Origin of the sequence: Oerskovia sp. NPDC056781 (assembly GCF_042789955.1) — a bacterium.
GTDB lineage: Bacteria > Actinomycetota > Actinomycetes > Actinomycetales > Cellulomonadaceae > Oerskovia > Oerskovia rustica.
Map to the genome: position 1 here is coordinate 1 of NZ_JBHUAD010000060.1, position 19315 is coordinate 19315.

16 protein-coding genes are annotated in these 19315 nt (G+C 68.7%); 12 read left to right on the forward strand and 4 right to left on the reverse strand.

Translation table 11 applies throughout. The features are described 5' to 3' along the window. Positions 1-59: 59 nt before the first annotated feature. The 3 genes from ACFRCR_RS07605 to ACFRCR_RS07615 form a co-directional block, all read right to left on the reverse strand. Complete coding sequence (locus ACFRCR_RS07605; protein ID WP_377676471.1) at positions 60-2453, reverse strand: LGFP repeat-containing protein; 2394 nt, start codon at positions 2451-2453, stop codon at positions 60-62. Continuing rightward, positions 2450-3013: a hypothetical protein gene (locus ACFRCR_RS07610; protein ID WP_377676472.1), complete on the reverse strand. Its 564-nt coding sequence runs from the start codon at positions 3011-3013 to the stop codon at positions 2450-2452. Before ACFRCR_RS07610 ends, ACFRCR_RS07605 begins: the two co-directional genes overlap by 4 nt. Before the next feature lie 190 nt (positions 3014-3203). Further along, complete coding sequence (locus ACFRCR_RS07615; protein WP_191794182.1) at positions 3204-3554, reverse strand: GtrA family protein; 351 nt, start codon at positions 3552-3554, stop codon at positions 3204-3206. Positions 3555-3844: 290 nt separating this feature from the next. Here ACFRCR_RS07615 and ACFRCR_RS07620 point away from each other — a divergent pair, with 290 nt between their 5' ends. From ACFRCR_RS07620 to ACFRCR_RS07665, 10 genes are all read left to right on the forward strand, one after another. Beyond that, positions 3845-5437, forward strand: coding sequence for a DUF2142 domain-containing protein (locus ACFRCR_RS07620; RefSeq protein WP_377676473.1), 1593 nt, complete (start codon positions 3845-3847; stop codon positions 5435-5437). A 181-nt stretch (positions 5438-5618) separates the two neighbouring features. After that, on the forward strand, positions 5619-7409 hold the full coding sequence (locus ACFRCR_RS07625) for a rhamnan synthesis F family protein (protein ID WP_377676475.1): 1791 nt from the start codon (positions 5619-5621) through the stop codon (positions 7407-7409). Further along, positions 7406-8677, forward strand: coding sequence for an acyltransferase family protein (locus tag ACFRCR_RS07630; RefSeq protein ID WP_377676477.1), 1272 nt, complete (start codon positions 7406-7408; stop codon positions 8675-8677). The genes ACFRCR_RS07625 and ACFRCR_RS07630 overlap by 4 nt, the downstream gene beginning before the upstream one ends. Next, the gene (locus ACFRCR_RS07635) at positions 8674-9882 is read left to right on the forward strand and encodes a hypothetical protein (RefSeq protein ID WP_377676479.1); all 1209 of its coding nucleotides are present in this window, start codon (positions 8674-8676) and stop codon (positions 9880-9882) included. The genes ACFRCR_RS07630 and ACFRCR_RS07635 overlap by 4 nt, the downstream gene beginning before the upstream one ends. A gap of 60 nt (positions 9883-9942) precedes the next feature. After that, complete coding sequence (locus ACFRCR_RS07640; RefSeq protein ID WP_377676481.1) at positions 9943-11001, forward strand: NAD-dependent epimerase/dehydratase family protein; 1059 nt, start codon at positions 9943-9945, stop codon at positions 10999-11001. A gap of 52 nt (positions 11002-11053) precedes the next feature. After that, the gene (locus ACFRCR_RS07645; RefSeq protein WP_377676483.1) at positions 11054-11875 is read left to right on the forward strand and encodes an ABC transporter permease; all 822 of its coding nucleotides are present in this window, start codon (positions 11054-11056) and stop codon (positions 11873-11875) included. Continuing rightward, complete coding sequence (locus tag ACFRCR_RS07650; protein ID WP_377676485.1) at positions 11872-13119, forward strand: ABC transporter ATP-binding protein; 1248 nt, start codon at positions 11872-11874, stop codon at positions 13117-13119. Before ACFRCR_RS07645 ends, ACFRCR_RS07650 begins: the two co-directional genes overlap by 4 nt. Continuing rightward, positions 13106-14224, forward strand: coding sequence for a glycosyltransferase family 4 protein (locus ACFRCR_RS07655; protein ID WP_377676486.1), 1119 nt, complete (start codon positions 13106-13108; stop codon positions 14222-14224). The genes ACFRCR_RS07650 and ACFRCR_RS07655 overlap by 14 nt, the downstream gene beginning before the upstream one ends. Beyond that, complete coding sequence (locus tag ACFRCR_RS07660) at positions 14221-15186, forward strand: glycosyltransferase family 2 protein (RefSeq protein WP_377676488.1); 966 nt, start codon at positions 14221-14223, stop codon at positions 15184-15186. Before ACFRCR_RS07655 ends, ACFRCR_RS07660 begins: the two co-directional genes overlap by 4 nt. 120 nt (positions 15187-15306) lie before the next feature. Further along, positions 15307-16152, forward strand: a complete 846-nt coding sequence (locus tag ACFRCR_RS07665) for an NAD-dependent epimerase/dehydratase family protein (RefSeq protein WP_377676489.1) — start codon at positions 15307-15309, stop codon at positions 16150-16152. Between the two features lie 66 nt (positions 16153-16218). On the opposite strand, the gene ACFRCR_RS07670 is transcribed toward ACFRCR_RS07665, so the two are convergent. Then, positions 16219-17190: a class I SAM-dependent methyltransferase gene (locus ACFRCR_RS07670; RefSeq protein WP_377676491.1), complete on the reverse strand. Its 972-nt coding sequence runs from the start codon at positions 17188-17190 to the stop codon at positions 16219-16221. A 183-nt stretch (positions 17191-17373) separates the two neighbouring features. Here ACFRCR_RS07670 and rfbB point away from each other — a divergent pair, with 183 nt between their 5' ends. Next, complete coding sequence (gene rfbB, locus ACFRCR_RS07675) at positions 17374-18372, forward strand: dTDP-glucose 4,6-dehydratase (protein ID WP_377676493.1); 999 nt, start codon at positions 17374-17376, stop codon at positions 18370-18372. A 58-nt stretch (positions 18373-18430) separates the two neighbouring features. Further along, positions 18431-19279 carry a dTDP-4-dehydrorhamnose reductase gene (gene rfbD, locus ACFRCR_RS07680; protein WP_377676495.1) on the forward strand — a complete coding sequence of 283 codons (849 nt, stop codon included), beginning with the start codon at positions 18431-18433 and terminating at the stop codon, positions 19277-19279. Positions 19280-19315: the final 36 nt, after the last annotated feature.

Genomic DNA, 19315 nt, shown 5'->3' on the forward strand with positions numbered 1-19315 from the left:
GAACCGGGCCGGCCGCGCCGCCGTCCGGCCTGTGCCGAGGCTCGGGGCCTCGCCGGAACCTACCCCGGCGTGACCGTGACGGCCCCGGCCGACGACACCGTGATGGTCCCGTTCTGGAACCGCTGGGAGGTCCCGGACGCCGAGACGACCGCCGCGGCGACAGGGAACCCGAGGCGACCAGCAGGACCACCGTTCGCGACGAACGCCGCCTGGACGACCGTGGGGACGGTCTGGATCCCCGTCGTTCCCGCGATGTAGATCGTCCCGGTCTGGAAGGACTGGACGATCGCACCCGCCTCGACGCGTGGGCTGCTCGTCGGGAACCCGAGAGAGCCCGCAGGGCCTCCGCGGTCCCGGTAGACGTCACCCATCCAACCCGACGAGTAGTTGAACCCCGTCGAGCCGGAGATGTACATCGTGCCCTTCGTGTACGGCTGGACGATGCCGCCCGCGACGCCGCGCTCAGGACCCGCGGGCCACCCGAGGGTCCCGGTCGGACCGCCGAGGGACCGGAAGTACATCTCGGCCAGGCCTCCGTTCGGGTTGCTCTGGATGCCGCCCGAGCCGGAGACGTACACCGTGGCGCTCGTGAACGCCTGGACGATCCCCCCTCCGACGAAGCTCGTGTTGCCCGTGGGGAGGCCCAGCGACCCCTTGTAGCCACCACGTGAGGCGTAGACGTCGGCCATCATCCCCCGCGCGACGTACCCGCCCGACTTCCCGTCGGTGTAGAGCACCCCGGACTGGAAGGGCTGGTAGGTGACGGGGTTCGCGGTCGTCGCGGGGCCCGTCGGGAAGCCGAGAGGGCCTGCCGGTCCCTTGGTCGACGCGTACACGGTCTGGATCACCGTCGGGACCGTCTGGACGCCCGTCGAACCGGCGATGTAGACCGTGCCGCGCTCGAACGTCTGGACGATGCCACCTGCCTCGACCCGTTGGCCCCCCACAGGGAGACCCCACGGGTTCTTGGTCCCGCCGTTGGCCCGGTAGAGGTCGTACATCCACCCGGACACCGGGTGGTAGCCGCCGCCGTAGCCGTAGATCGCACCGTGCTGGAACAGGTGGACCTCGACCCCGTCCGAGGTCGTCCGACCCGTGGGGAAGCCGAGCGGGCCGGCGGGGCCGCCGGCGGCGACGTAGGCGGTCTGCACGGCGGGCGGGAGGGTGTGCACGCCTGCGGAGCCGGAGATCCAGACCGTCCCCCCCTGGAACGACTGCGTCAGCCCACCGGCGACGACGGAGCCCGGGCTCGTCGGGAAGCCCAGCGCACCGGCCGGTCCGCCGTTCGAGGTGTAGACGTCGAGCATCCATCCTGAGACGAACGTGAACCCCGTCGCGCCGGAGATGAACATCGTCCCGTTCTGGAACGGCTGCGAGAGCCCGCCGGCGGGACCGGAGTGGGAGCCGGTGGGGAACCCCAGCACTCCGGCCGGCCCGCCCAGGGTGTTGTAGTAGAGGTCGAGCAGCCCCGCGGGCACCATCTGGACCCCGAACAACCCGGACATGTACACCGAGCCGCCCTGGAAGCCCTGCCTGACCCCGCCCGCGACCACCGATGCCGCCGTGGTCGGGTCGCCGGCCGCGGCCCTGTTGCTCGCCACCTGGTACCAGTTCCAGATGTACGGGGAGATGACGAACCCGGAGGAGCCGAACCAGTCGCCGAAGTACAGGAAGAAGTTGCGGTTCCCGTAGCTCGAGCACGAGTTCCCCGTGCCGTACCCCGCGGCGAGAGCCGCCGCGTTCGGCACGTAGGGGGTGTAGTTGTAGAGCGCCGCGGTGGCCTGGTTCTGGATGTAGACCTGGGTCGTCCCGCACGCGGTGTTCGGGTGGTAGAGGATCGTGTTCGTCCGGCCCGCGACGTAGGAGTAGCTGGTGGGCCGGGCCTTGTAGAGCTGGAACTGACGGGCTGCGCGCTGCATCTGGATGAAGAAGCCCGAGTAGCTCGGGTCGCACCAGCCCCCTGCGTTGTCCGGGCACCCGTAGCCGAGAGCACGGCGGAACGTCGCCGCCGGCTTCCCGGCGGTCGACGTGACGAGCCCCTGCTCCTTCTGCAGGGTGACCAGGAGAACCTGGGGGTTGATCTTGCAGGCGACCGACACCTTCGCGATGATCTGCGCCGCGGTCTCCGACGGTGCGCCCTGGTAGGCCGCGCAGTAGCTGTCACCAGGGATCGTGTTGGTCGACTCGCGATAGCTCTTGAGACAGGTGTTGCCCGCTGCGGGTGTGCACCGGGCCCCCTTGGTCTCGATGAACGACTGGATCTGACTCGTGCTCATCGCGCCCGAGTCGTAGAACACAGCGTCGGAGATGATGAAGCCCGGGTTGAAGTCGGAGCCCGAGACGGCGGAGGCCGGGGCCGTGGAGAACAGCGCACCGGTGAGCACCAGCGCGAGCGACGTGAGAGCGGCCAGGAGGGAGCGTGCGCGCCCGGAGCGCGGACCCGGGCCGGTCATGACACGGTCACCACGACGGGAGCAGAGGCTCCCCACGCCGTCGTCGACTCGTAGGAGAGGACCGCGGTCCAGTCACCGGGGGAGACCTCGGCGGAGCTCACGATCAGCTCGCCGCAGGACATCGTCGTCGGCCCTTCGAGGGCCTCGGACGTGACGGTCCGGACGACCCCGGACAGGGACAGCTCGAGCGTGCAGGTCGCCTCCGTGTCGACGGTGTCGGCGAACCCCCGCACGACCACTCCCGCGGCGGGGTCCCAGGTCGAGTTGGAGATCATGACGTCGATGCTTCCCACCGTCGGCTTGGCCGGGCCCGGGGACGTCGAGGGAGCCGGAGCGGAGGTGGGCGAGGGGGACGGGGTGGACGGGGCGGGCGGGGCGGGCGAGGACGGTCCGGGGCCCGGAGAGACCGGGTCGTCCGTGGGCGTGGGGCTCGGTTCCGCCGTGGTCGGGGAGGAGGTGCCGGCCCCCTCCGGGCTCTGTCCGCCGGTCGAGCACCCGCTCGCGACGCCTCCCAGCACGAGGACGAGTGCCGTGGTCGAGATCACTGCCTTGATGGTCATGGGCGCGCCTCCTGGGTCCGGTGGGCGGCTCGCGACGATCGAGGAGCCCGGTCCGTCCGGACGTGCACCGGCGTCGATGGATCGTCCGGTCGGGCAAGACGAAGGCGGGAGCGGCGTTCCTTGGCAGGATAGGTCGCCGACCACGGGACGGCGCGTCGAGGGCAGGTCGTCACCCCGGCGCGCGGGTCGATCAGACGAAGATCCAGAACCTGTAGAGCAGGTAGTTCCAGCACGTGCTCGCCGCGACGATGACCGTCTTGCCGGCCACGACCGGCATGCCGAGCATGGCTGTCAGGTGGAGGAACGCGAGGGTGACCAGGTAGTTGAACCCCAGCAGGATCCCGTAGCGGGTGGTCTGTCGCAGAAGGTTGCCACCCTCGCGCGCCATGACCGTGCGGTTCAGCGTGAAATTGACCAGGACCCCGGTCCAGTACCCGATCGTCGCTCCCAACCAGACGTCCCAGCCCAGGACGCCGGTGCAGAACCAGAGAAGGCCAGCATCGATGACAAAACATAGGCCCCCTATGCTGATGTACTTCACCAGAGGGTGTCTCGCGAGGCGCCGAGGCATGGAATCAGCCTTCGAGGCCTCCTGCCGGGGGGCGGAGACGTCGTCGCTCGGCTGTACCTCGGTCATCGCTTCGTGCCACCTTTCGCCGTGCGCCCCTGCGCCGGGCCTCTCCTGGTCACCCGGGAGGCGGACCAGCCCCAGACTATAGTGGCCGCCATGAAGTTCCCCCTCCTCGGCGAAGCGTCGCAGAACCCAGCGCACCGTACCGACACCTGCGCCGTGCTCAGGTGTGCGGCGGCGTCCGCCCGGCAGGTGGCGGCGTGACGCGACACTCGGTGCGTCGGCCGATGGACGGTCTGCGCTGGCTCGTCGTCTCGGCCGCGCTCTTCGCGATGTGTTCGTTGTGGGCGATCGCCACCCCCGCGATGTCCTCGCCGGACGAGCCCAGCCACGCCGTCAAGGCGGTGGCGGTGGCTCACGGGGAGCTCGTCGGGGACATCGGTCCTCGGCCGACGACGTGGATGATCCCGGGGGCGATGACGACGGTCGAGGTGCCCGCCGACTACGCGACCGTGGCCGACCTGGGCTGCTACGTGGCGATCCCCGACCAGGACGCCTCGTGCATGCCGGCGTTGCCCAGTGATCACACGTCGTTCGCCGAGGCCCAGACCGCGGCGGGGCACTACCCGCCGCTCTACTACCTGCTCGTCGGCTGGCCGAGCACTCTCCTGCCTGCCGATCCGGGGATCCTGGTCATGCGCCTGGTGTCCGGCGCGGTGTCCACGATCTTCGTCGTCGCCGGGCTGATCGCGCTGCGGGCCACCCGTGCGAGCCGGGTCGTGCGGTGGGGAGCGGTCACCGCGCTGACCCCGATGTCCCTGTTCCTCTTCGGGACCATCAACCCCAACGGGCTCGAGATCTCGGCGGCCTTTGCCGCCTGGGCGTCGATCTGGGCCGTGTTCCGTGCCGCCGGCCGGGCTCCGAAGCACGTGTTCGCGATCGCGGCCGTGAGCTTCGCGGTACTCGCCAACGTGCGTGGGCTGTCCCCGCTCTGGGCGATCGTCATTGTCGCGATCGCGGCCCTGGGCAGCGGCCAGCTCGGTACGCTCTGGCGGGACCGACGCCCGCTGCTCCTCGGGACCTTCGCCTTCGTGGCGGCCGTCTCACTGCCCGCCATCCTGTGGTCCCTGCGCTACGGGACGCTGCTGACGGGTGAGGGCATCTGGCCCCAGTACCAGGACCGGGTGCTGGCGGTCACCGACATGGTGCTCTCCCTGAGCAGGCAGTACGAGCAGATGATCGGCAACCAGGGGTGGTTCGACTCTCCTGTTCCTCTGCTCACCCTCCTCATCTGGACCATCTCTCTCGGCATGCTGGCCGCACACGCGCTGCAGCGCCGCGGGCAGGTCTCGGGCAAGCTCGCCCTGTGCGTGCTGTTCGTGGGCGTCGTCGTCGGGCCGATGCTGATCCAGCTCCCCGGGGCAGCCGACGCCGGGCTGGTCTGGCAGGGCAGGTACACGCTCCCGATCGCGATCGGCCTGCCTCTCCTGGCGGCATGGCTCATCTCCGCACCGGGCGGGGGAGAGGGCACCACCGTCGCGGAACGTATCGCCCGAGGCATGATCCCGGCGCTCGGCGTCGCCCACGTGCTGGCCTTCTACGGCACGGCCCGTCGCTACGCGGTCGGCATCGACGGGCCCTACGCGACGACGGACCCCGCCTGGTCGTCGAACCTCGGGTTCGTGCCCGCGGTCGTCCTCTACGGGGTCGCGGTGGCGGCCTTCCTGATCGCCCTGGCCGGTCCTCGGCGGCCGGAAGCCGTCGAGATCACGCCGGACCCTGCGACGGGTGGGACGGCCGCACCGGCCGAGGTCGCGACCGCACCGCAGGCCCTGGAGCCCACCCGGTCGTAGTCCAGGGGTGGGGTAGCATCGTGCAGTCCTCGGCGCGGCTCTGCCGAGCGAGTTCGCGATACGGAGGAATCGATTGAAGCGCGTTGCTTTTTACCTGTTCTGGGCCGCCGACGGTCATGCGGACGACTACATCCCATACTGTCTTGAGGACCTGGGACGCAGCGTCGAGACAATCGTCTTCGTGTCCAACGGCCCACTGGACGACGACTCGCGTGCGCGCATAGCGCCTCTCGTCAGCGAGATCGTCGAGCGTGAGAACGTCGGATACGACGTCGGGGGCTACCAGGACGCCCTGGCGCGCTTCGGTGCGGAGCGGCTGCGCGAGTACGACGAGCTCATCCTCATGAACTACACGTTCTTCGGTCCGATCTACCCGTTCGCCGAGGTCTTCGAGCGCTCGGAGACCTGGAACGTCGACTTCTGGGGACTGACCGACCACGGATCGGTGACGCCCCACCCGTTCGCCGCGAAGAAGACCATGCACGCGCACATCCAGTCGCACTGGATCGCCGTCCGTCGCTCGCTCTTCGACACCGACGCGTTCCGTGAGTACTGGGCGACGATGCCGCTCATCGAGTCGTACAACGACTCGGTCGACCATCACGAGGCCCGCTTCACCCATCACTTCGAGAGCCTCGGGTTCGGCAGCATGGTGGCGTTCCCCGAGCGCAACTACCCCAGCAAGCACCCGGCCATCGACCTGCCGGTGCTGCTGCTCAACGACCGCTGCCCGATCATCAAGCGCAGGCTGTTCTTCCAGGACCCGCTGTACCTGAACGACAACGCCGTCATCGGCCGGGACGTCATCGAGAAGGTCAAGTCGACGGACTACCCGCTGAGGTTCGTCTGGCAGAACATCTCGCACACCGCCGAGCCGCGGGTCGTGTCGACGAACATGACGCTCACGCACGTCCTTCCCGACGTGCCGACCGGGACCGGGAGCGGTGCGAACCTCTCCCTGGCCGTCCTGATGCACGTCTTCTACGAGTCGATGATCGACGAGATGATGGACTCGGTCGAGAACGTGCCCGTCCCGTACGACCTGTACATCACGACGACGGACGCGATCAAGAAGGAGTACATCGAGCGTCGGCTCGCCGCGCGGGGGCGCGAGCAGTTCGACGTGCGGGTCCTCGAGTCGAACCGCGGTCGTGACATCACCGCGTTCCTGATCGGTCTCCGTGACGTCCTCCAGGACCCCAAGTACGACGTGATGCTCAAGGTCCACTCCAAGAAGTCCGCCCAGGACGGGTTCGCGGTCGGGGAGTGGTTCAAGCGTCACCTCATGGAGAACCTGCTCAGCTCCCCGGGGTACGTCCAGAACGTCCTGGACCTGTTCGGTGACGACGAGTCCGTCGGGATGGCGTTCCCCCCGGTCGTGCAGATCGGCTATCCCACGCTCGGCAAGGCCTGGTACAGCAACAAGAAGCCGGCCGCAGCTCTCGCCAAGCGACTCGGGATCGACGTTCCCTTCGACGCGAACACGCCCCTGTCGCCCTACGGGTCGATGTTCTACTTCCGGCCGGAGGCGCTGAGGCCGCTGCTCGACGCCCGCTTCCGCTGGGCGGACTTCCCCATGGAGGGCCAGTACGGGGACGGATCGCTCGCGCACGTGGTCGAGCGGCTGTTCAGCTATGCGGCGCTCTCCGAGAAGTACACTGTTCACTCGGTGATGAACACCACGAACGCCGCGATCAACTACAACTTCCTGGAGTACAAGCTCAGCACCCTGAGCTCCCGCCTCCCTGGAACCATCACCGAGCAGTACGAGTACCTGGTGTCGATCACCGGGCTGCCCAACGTCCTGGTCGCGATCAAGCGTTCCGTCGCGCTGCGCCACCCCCGCGCGGCCAACTTCCTCCGCCCTGCCTACAGGGGTGCTCGTGGCGTCCGTCGCCTTCCTGGCGCCGTGGTCCGGGGCATCAAGGGCGGCACGACGGCCGAGAAGCGAGCGGACGAGGACCTCACGTGACTGCTGGTGTGTTCTCCGTCCCGCGCAAGCTGAGGCTCCACGGCGGGCCGCTCTCGCTCGTCGAGTCCTTCGACCCGCGTGCGAACAGCATCGGGTTCCTGCGCTGGCTCATGGCGTTCCTCGTGATCTTCAGCCACGCTGGTCCGATCGCCGGTTTCTACGGCGGTCACGACCTCGGCGTCCAGATCAGCTCGGAGCAGTCGATCGGCGGCGTGGCCGTCGCCGGCTTCTTCTTCTTCAGCGGGTTCCTGATCGCGCGCTCGCGCATGGGCTCGTCGACCATCTGGCGTTACCTGTGGCGTCGATGCCTACGCATCTTCCCCGCGTTCTGGGCGACGCTCCTGCTCGTGGTGCTCGTCTTCGCGCCGATCGCCTGGTGGCACACGACGGGGTCGCTCGCCGGCTACTGGAGCGTGAACTTCGAGTCCCCGCTCACCTACTTCTACAACAACATGTGGCTCGACCTGGGGCAGCGCAACATCGCCGGCATGGGTGCCGAGCTCCCGTACTCGCAGCTCCACGGGGGGTACGACTGGAACGGCTCGGCCTGGACGCTGCGCTACGAGTTCCTGGCGTACATCGTCGTCGCCGTGCTGGGACTCTTCGGTGCGCTGGCGAACCGGATGATCGGCGGCATCTTCTGCGCCGTGGTCCTGGTGCTCAACGCGATGCAGTGGTCGGGTGCCGGCACCCTGTGGTCGGTCAACCCGATCTTCTCGGACCCGTTCCTCCTGATGTTCCTCGCTCCGTTCTGCTTCGGGGTCCTGTTCACCCTGTTCGGTGACAGCATCCCGGTCGACGACCGCCTGGCGATCGGTGCGCTCGCCTTCGGGGCGCTGACGTACGCCTACGGCGGCTGGAACGTCATCGGCCAGTTCGGCTTCCTCTACTTCCTCATGTGGTTCGCCGTCCGCGGCAGGATCACCAACTGGGAGAAGCACGGGGACTTCAGCTACGGGATATACATCACGGCCTGGCCCGTGATGACGCTCGGAGCGTTCTTCGGCCTCCAGGACCACGGCTGGCTGGTCTATCACGTCGTGGTGATCGTGGCGACGCACGTCCTCGCCTATCTCTCCTGGCACCTGATCGAGAGTCCGGCCATGAGCCTCAAGAACTGGACGCCACGGCTGCTGGACCGCGGGCTGACCTTCATGAGACCGGCCACCACGTTCTTGCGTGAGGAGCTCGTCAACCCGGACTTCTCGTCCACGCCGTACGCCAGTCGGCTGCGCAAGCAGCGGCAGTCAGCAGAAGGACAGTCATGAGCGACACCCAGCAGGGCACAGGAGACCCCACCCCGCTGCCAGAGCCGACGCCGACCGTGCAGCCCACGGTGCGGCCGCGTGCCGCGCTGCTGCCGCGTCGTTCCTACATCCCGCTCACGGCCCTCGTCGTGGTCTCCGCGATCATGGCAGGACTCGGACTCGCCTCGAGCAAGGGATGGCTCGACGCCGAGGCGGCCGTGGCGGCGAGCACCCCGGACACCTGCCGCTCCGACCTCGTCCCGGGGGACCCGACGATCTGGACGGGCCCCAGGACACCCGAGTCGGAGGCGGTCTTCGCGGCCAACACCACGAATCTCCCGTTCCCTGGCGTCCCCGGCCGCGAGGGCTTCATGTTCTGGTCGGACCTGCAGGCCAACAACTTCTCCGACATGCTCGGGCGGGCTCCGTGGCTCGACGAGCAGCGTGACCAGTGGCGTGACTACTTCGCAGACCTGCGTGCGGGGCTGGCCCGCGAGGGGACCGACCTCCTCGTCGTCGTCGCCCCCTCCTCGGGAACCGTCTACCCGGAGATGCTGCCCGACTGGGCGCAGCCGCTGCGGGGTCTGACCCACTTCGACCAGCTGCTCGCCGTCTCGGGTGACCTGCCGATCGTGGACGTCCGAGGGGCCATGCAGGACGCTGCCGAGGACGAGTGGGTCTACAGCGCCGTCAACAGCCACTGGACCCCGTACGGGGCGTCGGTGGCGTGGCAGTCGATCGGCGAGTGCCTCCAGGACCTGTACCCGGACTCCGACTACGACGGGCTCGCGAGCGCGGACGTCGTCGGGGTCGACGTTCAGGCCCCGCCGAACGAGTTCGCGGAGTGGGGTGTCGTCGCGCCTCGCGACGACTGGACGGTACCGACGCTCGACCCCGGCCCCGTGACCACCACGAGGGTTGCCGGCGACGGGACGACGACGGACCTCGTCTGGCCGGCCGGCGTCGACCTGCTCGAGCTTCCCGTGACCACGACCGGGGGCGAGATGGCCAAGAAGGCCCTCGTCGTCGGCGACTCGCAGGGAACTGCTCTGTCGGCCTTCTGGGCAGGCTCGTTCGAGTCGACCGTCCAGATCCGTCACTTCCTGGACGATCCGAGCCAGCGCGCCAACGTGCTCGACGCAGCACGCCAGTCCGACGCCGACCTGGTCGTCTTCGAGCTGACGGAGAGATATCTGAGCCTGCAGCCGCCCACGATCCTCAACTGATCCGTCGGTGAGAGGACCCTGGATGGGCGTGCACGGCATGTGTGGAGGGAGTACGGATCGATGACGACGTGTGTGGTGACCGGAGGAGCCGGATTCATCGGCTGCGCTCTCTCGACCGCGCTCGCGGACCGCTTCGACCGGGTGGTCGCGTTGGACAACCTGCATCCGCAGGTCCATGAGGATCAGGTACGCCCTCCGGGGCTGGACCAGCGTGTCGAGCTCTTTCGCGCGGACGTGACCGTGGCCTCCGACTGGGAACGCCTCCTCGATCACGTCACGCCCGACGTGATCGTGCACCTGGCTGCTGAGACGGGGACCGCTCAGTCCTTGACCGAGGCGAGCCGTCACGGGCTCGTCAACGTCGTCGGCACCACGCGGATGCTCGATGCCCTGGCGACCCGCGGCGTGCGACCGCGGTCGATCGTGCTGACCTCGTCACGCGCGGTCTACGGCGAAGGGGCATGGCGGGACCGGCGAACCGGTGGGATCAGCTATCCGGGACAGCGTTCCCACGCGATGCTCACGTCCGGGCAGTGGGAGTTCCCTGGCCTCGAGCCCGTCCCGCACAGCTCGCGGACCGTGCGACCGGCGCCGTCGAGCATCTACGGCTCGACTAAACTGTGCCAGGAGAACCTCGTGGCGGCGTGGTGCCAGTCCATGGGGGTCGCCTCGGTGCTCTTCCGGCTCCAGAACGTCTACGGGCCGGGGCAGTCGCTGAGCAACCCTTACACCGGCATCGTCCCGCTCTTCGCACGGATCGCGAAGGCCGGGAAGTCCATCCCGGTCTACGAGGACGGTGAGATCGTCCGGGACTTCGTCTTCATCGACGACGTCGCGTCGGCGATCGTCGCCGGAACCGGACTGGACAGCTCCACGGCCGACCCGTTCGACATCGGGTCAGGCAGCGGGACGAGCATCATGCAGCTCGCGACCTGGATCGCCGCCCGGTACGGCGCTCCTGCGCCCCACGTCACCGGGGAGTTTCGCGACGGGGACGTGAGATCAGGCGTGGCAGACATTGAAGCGGCGCAGGCCGCCCTGGCATGGCGTCCCGCCGTGCCGGTGGAACGTGGGATTGGCCTACTGTGCGATTGGATCGATGGCAGTGAGCAGTACTGAGAGAACGGCGTCCGAACCTACGGGGAGTGAGGAGTTCCGGCTGACGATCGGCTTGATCTGGAATCTCGCTCGACGCCAGCTGGGCTCGCAGTACAAGCGGACGGCCCTCGGCCGTCTGTGGTCATTGCTCAACCCGTTGGCCTCGATCGCCATCTACTCGCTCGTGTTCGGGCTGGTGATGCGGGGTGGCGTTGGCGTCGCGCCGGGGACGAACTCGGGGATCACCTCCTTCGCGGTGTGGATCGCCATCGGGGTCATCGCCTGGGGGTACCTCTCGGGGTCCATCATGTCGGGGATGAACTCCCTGACCTCGAACACGGCGCTGCTGACGAAGGTGTACTTCCCGCGCTGGGTCCTGCTCGTCGCGGAGATGGTCGCGAACACGATCAACCACCTCCCCGAGATCGGCATCCTGATCGTGCTGGTCCTCCTGGTCGGAGGACCCGGGGTGCTTCCGCTCGTCCCGTTGCTCCTCGGAGTCGTCCTGCTCACGGGACTCTTCGCGACGGGGGTCGGTCTGACGCTCTCGCTCGGCATGGTCTACTTCCGTGACCTGTCGTACCTGTGGGGGATCTTCAACCAGATCTGGCTCTACATCTCTGGGATCGTCTTCCCGCTCACGCTGCTGGTGAGCGTCCAGAACGATCTCTACGAGAAGGGTTGGGAGCTCAACGGCGAACCGATCCCGCTCGCACAGATCGCTCGTCTCAACCCTGCCCAGCTCTACGTCGAGGCCTATCGGAGCATCTTGTACGACTTTTCTGCACCGTCGCTCGGAGTGTGGCTCGGCTGCCTCGCGTGGGCGGTTCTCGCGCTCGCTGTCGGGATCCTGGTGTTCCGCAAGCACAGCGCACGGATCGTGGAGGCACTGTGAGCAACTCAGCCATCTCCGTCAACGACGTCTCGAAGACGTTCCGGATGTACACGAACAGGAGCCAGTCGCTCAAGTCGTTGTTCGTCGACCGCAACCGGACCAAGTACGAGGACTTCTGGGCCCTGCGGGACGTCGATCTGGAGATCCCGGAGGGCAAGACCTTCGGCCTCCTGGGCAACAACGGTTCGGGCAAGTCGACCCTCCTCAAGTGCATCGCGAAGATCCTCACGCCGAACAAGGGCAGCATCGTCAGCCGTGGTCGCATGGCGGCGATGCTGGAGGTCGGCTCGGGTTTCCATCCCGAGCTGACCGGACGGGAGAACGTCTACCTCAACGGGTCGATCCTCGGGATGAACCGGCAGGAGGTCGACCGCAAGTTCGGCGACATCGTGGACTTCGCCGGTATCGGCGACTTCATCGACCAGCCGGTCAAGAACTACTCCTCCGGGATGTACGTCCGTCTCGGGTTCGCGGTGTCGATCCACGTCGAGCCCGAGATCCTGCTCGTCGACGAGATCCTCGCCGTCGGTGACGCGGAGTTCCAGGAACGCTGCATGGGCAAGTTCGCCGACTTCCGTCGGGAGGGGCGGACGGTGGTCGTCGTGAGCCACGGCCTGGAGCAGATGCGCAACTTCTGCGACGAGGCCGCGTGGCTCTCGCACGGTCGGCTGATGGGTACGGGGCCGGTCAACGAGGTCATCGAGAGCTACTCGGAGGCGTCGCACCTGGCGAAGCCGGTCGAGGGCGGGGGCATGCGCATCGGGTCCGGCGGGGCGAAGATCACGCAGATGGAGTGGCTCCACGAGGACGGTCGTGACGCGCACGTCTGCCGGACGGGCGACGAGATCCGGATCCGGCTGCACTACTCGGCGTCCGAGCGGATCGAGCGCCCGGTCTTCGGGGTCTCGGTGCAGACCCTCGACGACAGGCTCATCTGGGGGCATCACGCCCAGGACTCCGACTACGTCCCCGAGAGCATCGAACCCGGTGACGGATCGATCGACGTGGTGATCCCCAGCCTTCCGCTGCGCCCCGACACCTACACCCTGTCCGCGTCGATCCAGGCGCCTGGGACGTCGCACCTGGTCGACGGGCTGCTGCGGGGTGTGACCTTCACCGTCGTGCCCACCGGGCGGACGGAGTCGGGCGGCTACGTGGTGTTCGGCTCCCACTTCGAGAAGCTGACGCCGCCGCGACCGATGGTCACGTCGCCCAGGGACGACGTCGTCGATGCCGCAAGCTGACGGCCCGCACGTCGCCCTGGTCGTCGAACAGCTCTGGCAGCCGGTACCGGGCGGCTCTGGCACCTACGTCCGCGAGCTCGCCAACGGCCTCGCGGCGGCGGGTCAGGTGCGGCCCCGCGGTATCCGGGCCCGTGGGTCGGTCGGTGACCGCAGGGGTCTGGCTCCCGAGGTGCGGGTCGACATGTCGCGCCTGCCGCGCAGGGCCCTGTACGAGTCCTGGCGCCGCCTCCGTGCGCCACGGGTCCCCGGCTGGGGCACGGCCGACCTGGTCCACGCCACGACCTGGGCGGTCCCGCCCGCGTCGGCCCCCCTCGTGGTGACGGTGCACGACCTCGCCTTCCTGCGGGAGCCCGAGCACTTCACGAAGCACGGTGCGGCCTACTTCCGGGACGCGCTCGCGCTCACCCGGGACGAGGCCGCGGTCGTGATCGTGCCGTCCGAGGCGACGGCTCAGGACTGCACGGCGGCGGGGATCGAGCGGAGCCGGGTGCGCGTGATCCCGCACGGGGTCACTGCGCTGCCGACGTCGGACGACGAGGTAGCCACCTTCAGGCGACGTCACGGCCTGGAGCGACCCTATGTCCTGTGGGTCGGCACCCTCGAGCCGCGAAAGAACCTCCCCGCGCTGCTCCGGGCATACGGGGCGCTCCGGTCGGAGGGCGCCGACCTGGATCTCGTCCTCGTCGGTCCCCAGGGGTGGGGCGAGACGGCCGAGGAGGTCGACCACGCGGTCGGCACGCTGGGTCGCGACCGGGTCCACCGGCTGGGGAAGCTGAGTCAGCAAGACCTCCAGGCTGCCTACGCCGGTGCCCGGACGTTCTGCTTCCCGTCGGTCTGGGAGGGGTTCGGCCTGCCCGTCCTGGAAGCCCAGGCGCACGGCACGCCGGTCGTGACGTCGCGCGGGACGTCGATGGAGGAGATCTGTGGAGCGAGTGCACTGGCGGTCGATCCCGGCGACACCCGGGCGCTGGCCGAGGCGTTGATGCTCGCCGCCGACTCTCGGCACGACGAGCTGTCGGCCGCGGGTCTGGCGAACAGCGCCCGTTTCACGTGGGACGCGGCGGTCGCGGCCACGACCGCCGCCTATCGGGAGGTGATCTCGTGATCACGCCTCTGGTCCGGGCCGTCGTGGTCAACTGGAACGGTGAGGACCTCTTGCCGACCTGCCTGGACTCGCTCGTCCGTCAGGACCTTCCCCCGGGCGCTCTCGAGGTAGTCGTCGTCGACAACGACTCCCACGACGGCTCGGTCGACCTCGTGCGTCGGGACTTCCCGGACGCGAGGCTCGTGCAGAACTCGACGAACCGGGGCTTTGCCGGGGGAGTCAACTCTGGGCTCGAGGATCTCGAGGCCCCGTACGTGGTGCTGCTCAACAACGACGCACGGTTCGACCGGGATGCTGTTCGTCGGATGATCGACGTGCTCGAGGCCCCTGGGAACGAGGACGTCGGGGCGGTGACGGCTCTGCTCCTGCTGGAGGACACCGCGCCGGACGGAACCAGGCTGGTCAACTCGACGGGCAACGTCGTCTCTCGTTCCGGCTCCGCCACGGACCGCGACTGGCTCACGCCCCTCGAGCGTCTGGACGCCCGGCCCGAGGTCTTCGGCTTCTGCGGTGGCGCCGTGGTCCTGCGGACGACGGCGCTCGAGCAGGTGGGCCACTTCGACGACTCCCTCTTCCTCTACTACGAGGACACGGACCTGTCCTGGCGTCTCCGTGCAGGGCGATGGCGGATCCTGTTCGAGAGGGAGGCAGTCGCCTGGCACCGGCACGCCCAGAGCTCGGACTCGACGAGCGCGCTGTTCCGCTACTACAACAACCGCAACGCGCTCCTCGTGTTCGCGCGCTACGCGCCGCTGCCCGTCGTGGTGAAGGCCTTCGCGCGGCAGGCGCTGGCACCTGTGGTTCACGCCCTGCGTCGCGACGAGCGGCCAGAGCTTCTGCGCGCACGGGTCCGTGCCCTGGTGGACGCGGTGCGGCGCGCACGGGGAGAGCGGCTTCGTGCCCGGCCTGCCCGCCGAGGTCTCGAAGCGCAGGGAGGCCTGGGCGCGCCCTTCGGCGACTAGCCCGGGCCGCGGCGGAGGGGCTGTGGCGCCTGGAGAGGGGGCGGCCCGATCGTGCCGTGCCCCGGCCCCGCGTTCTGGAGGCTGGTCCTGCCGCTGGCGGAGATGCGGCAGAATGGCTGCGTGACTCGGATACTTGTGACAGGAGCGAACGGCTACATCGGCGCCCACGTGGTGACTGCCCTGCTGCGTGCGGGCGTCACGGTCCTGGCGGCGGATCGATCGGCCGACGCCGTCTCGAGGTACCCGAAGGGGGTGATCCCCGTCGAGGGCGACATCTTCGCGGATCCGGAGCGGCTGTTCGAACGGGCCGGCGAGGTCGACACCGTGCTGCACCTCGCGTGGGAGAAGGGGTTCGTCCACAACGACCCGGTCCACATCCGTCGTCTCCCTGACCACCTGCGCTTCTTCGAGGCCGCGATCGGTGCCGGTGTGACCCACCTGGTGGCTCTCGGGACCATGCACGAGGTCGGCTACCACGAGGGTGCGATCGACGAGTCGACCCCGACCAACCCGCGCTCGTTGTACGGGATAGCCAAGGATGCGCTGCGCCGGAGCCTGGGGGTCGTCACCGACGGCAAGGGCGTCGCCGTGCAGTGGTTGCGCTGCTACTACATCTACGGCGACGACGAGCGGGGCAACTCGATCTTCGGCAAGATCGCCGCGGCGGCACAGGCGGGGCAGAAGGAGTTCCCCTTTACCAGCGGGAAGAACCGCTACGACTTCATCGAGGTGGGCGAGCTCGCCGAGCAGATCGCAGCGGTCTCGCTCCAGCGAGACGTGACAGGCATCATCAACTGCTGCACGGGGGAACCGGTGTCCCTGGCCGACGAGGTCGAGGCCTACATCGCTCGGCACGGCTACGACATCACGCTCGCGTACGGAGCGTTCCCGGACCGCGCGTACGACTCGCCGGGGGTCTGGGGCGACGCCGGCAAGATCAAGCAGATCCTCGCCGCGCGCCCCTAGACCTGCCTGCGAGGTCGGGTTCTGGCACCGACGTCCGGAGCACGAACCCGACCCGTGCGGGCGGGTTCAGCTCTTGGTCGACGTCAGCCGACGCGCGGCGCGCGCGACGAGGCGTGCGGGTGCGAGCACCCCGTTCCCGACCCGCCAGGTGATCGAACGGCGCAGTGCCTGGACGTCCTGGAGCGCGGTCACCTCCTGGAGGCTGATGATCTCCTTCGCGGTGCGCAGCTCGTCGTCGCGATCGGTCAGTGCACGGCGAAGCTGCTCGGCCTCCTCCCGAGCCGAGAGGAGGCTCGGGCTCTCGGGAGGGACGACCGCGGTCCCGGCGGGTACCGGCTCGACACGCTTCGGCGTCTCGCCGGCGACGGCCCGTCGGACGACGAGGACGAACTGGTAGCCGAGCGCGAGCGGCTGTCCTCGTACCCAGTCGACGACGCCGTCGGGCAGCTCGGCGGGATCGATGTCGACCTCCGTCGCGAGCGGGTCGGCGGTGGTCATCCAGGCGTCGGTGATGCTCAGCCCGGCGTCGACGAGAAGATCCTGGAGGGTGTCCCAGGTGAAGAAGCGGATATGGGTCTCGTCGAGCAGACCGAGAGGCGTGTAGTTCCATCGCCCTTGCAGCAGACCCAGCCGGAGGGAGCCGTGGCTCACGTTGGGGATCGAGATGACGAGCGTGCCGGTCTCGGTCAGGACCGAGAGCGCGCCTTCGAGAACCCGCTCGGGGGAGCGGGTGTGCTCGAGGACGTCGGCGAGGACGACGACGTCGAAGGCGTCTGCGCCGTACTGGGCCTCGTAGTCGAGCAGCTCGGCGTCGGCGACCACGACCGAGGCCAACCGGGTCCGGGCGGTCTCGGCCGCCTCCTCGTCGAGCTCCACACCGTGGACGGTGCAGTTCTTCGCCTGCAGGGCGTCGCCCAGGTATCCGGCAGCGCACCCGACATCGAGTACCCGACTCCCGGCCGGGATCACCCCCACGACGAGCCCGTGGCTCGTGTTGGTGACCGCTGGATCGAAGTCGAACTCGTATTTCGATGACATTCACAGGCTCCTTTTACGAATCTGCGCGGGGCGTCGTGCTGCCGGGCCACGCCGACGGCGCGGTCGGTGGTGGACAGCGTACTCATTCCTGCCTCCCCGGAAGGACAGTCGATCCGGCGCACGGAGCGGCCGCTGCTGTTCGGTAGGCTTGCAGGCCACACCACGTCCAGGAGGAACACCCCTATGCGTCTGCTCGTCACCGGCGGAGCCGGCTTCATCGGATCGAACTTCGTCCACCTGACGGTCCGGGAGCGTCCCGACGTCAAGGTCACGGTCCTCGACGCCCTCACCTACGCGGGGGACAAGTCCTCCCTGAGCTCGGTCGCGGACGCGATCACCTTCGTCGAGGGCGACATCGCGGACGCGGCGCTCGTCGACTCGCTCGTCGCCGACGCGGACCTCGTCGTGCACTTCGCCGCGGAGTCGCACAACGACAACTCGCTCAACGACCCGTGGCCGTTCGTGCAGACCAACGTCATCGGTACCTACACGCTTCTCGAGGCGGTGCGCCGGCACGGCGTGCGGTACCACCACATCTCGACCGACGAGGTGTACGGCGACCTCGAGCTGGACGACCCGGAGCGCTTCACCGAGAGCACCCCGTACAACCCGTCGTCCCCCTACTCGTCCACCAAGGCGTCGAGCGACATGCTGGTGCGCGCCTGGGCGAGGTCGTTCGGAGTGCAGGCGACGATCTCGAACTGCTCCAACAACTACGGTCCGTACCAGCACGTCGAGAAGTTCATCCCGCGCCAGATCACGAACCTGATCGACGGTGTACGGCCCAAGCTCTACGGCGCGGGCCTCAACGTGCGCGACTGGATCCACGTCGAGGACCACAACTCCGCGGTGTGGGCGATCATCGACGGCGGCCAGATCGGCCAGACGTACCTGATCGGTGCGGACGGCGAGGTCAACAACCTGGACGTCGTGCGGACGCTGCTGGAGATCTTCGGTCGCCCCGCTGACGACTTCGACCACGTCAACGACCGTCCTGGTCACGACCTGCGCTACGCGATCGACTCGAGCCGCCTGCGGACGGAGCTCGGCTGGACGCCTCGCTACACGGACTTCCGTGCCGGGCTGGAAGCCACGGTCGCGTGGTACCGCGAGAACGAGGCGTGGTGGCGTCCTGTGAAGGCTGCCACGGAGGCCAAGTACGAGCGCTCCGGTCAGGTCTGAGTCCCACCCCTCCCACATCCATCCATCCCCGGCTCCGGCCAGGACGAGGAGTTCTTCCATGCAGTGGATCGTCATCGGCGCGGCCGGGATGCTCGGTCAGGACGTCGTGTCACGGTTGACCGCCGACGGGCGGTCGGTCGTGGCGCTCGACCGTGCCGATCTCGACATCACCGATCCCGGGGCGTGCACGAGCGGCCTCAAAGGGGCCGACGTGGTCGTGAACTGCGCCGCATGGACGGCCGTCGACCTGGCGGAGGAACGAGAGGCCGAGGCGTTCGCGGTGAACGCCACGGGTGCGGCGAACCTGGCGCGTTCCGCGACGGACGTCGGCGCACGGCTCGTGCACATCTCGACCGACTACGTGTTCGACGGGTCGGCGCGCTCACCGTACGCGGCCGACGCCCCTCAGGACCCCGCGACGGCCTACGGACGGACGAAGGCCGCCGGGGAGTGGGCGGTGCGGAGCCTCGGTGCCCAGCACCTGGTCCTGCGCACCGCGTACCTGTACGGCGCGGGCGGTGCGTGCTTCCCGCGCACGATCGTGAAGCTCGCGGTCGAGCGGGGCGGGGTCGACGTGGTCGACGACCAGTACGGTCAGCCCACCTGGACGGTCGACGTCGCGGACCTCGTCGTCCGTGCGGTCGATGCGAGGATCCCGGGTGGGATCTACCACGCGACGTCCCAGGGCGGCACGAGCTGGTACGAGTTCGCCGCCGCGGCGGTCGCCGCTGCAGGCATGGATCCGCAGCTCGTCCGTCCCACGACGAGCGCCTCGTTCGTGCGTCCTGCTCCTCGTCCTGCCTACTCGGTCCTCGGGCACGAGTCGTTGCGTGCGGCGGGCGTGGAGCCGATCGGCCCCTGGCAGGAGAGGTGGAGCCTGGCGGCTCCGTCGGTGCTCGGTCTCTGAGACCGGTGCGGGGCCCCCCCGCCCCCCGGGGGGCCC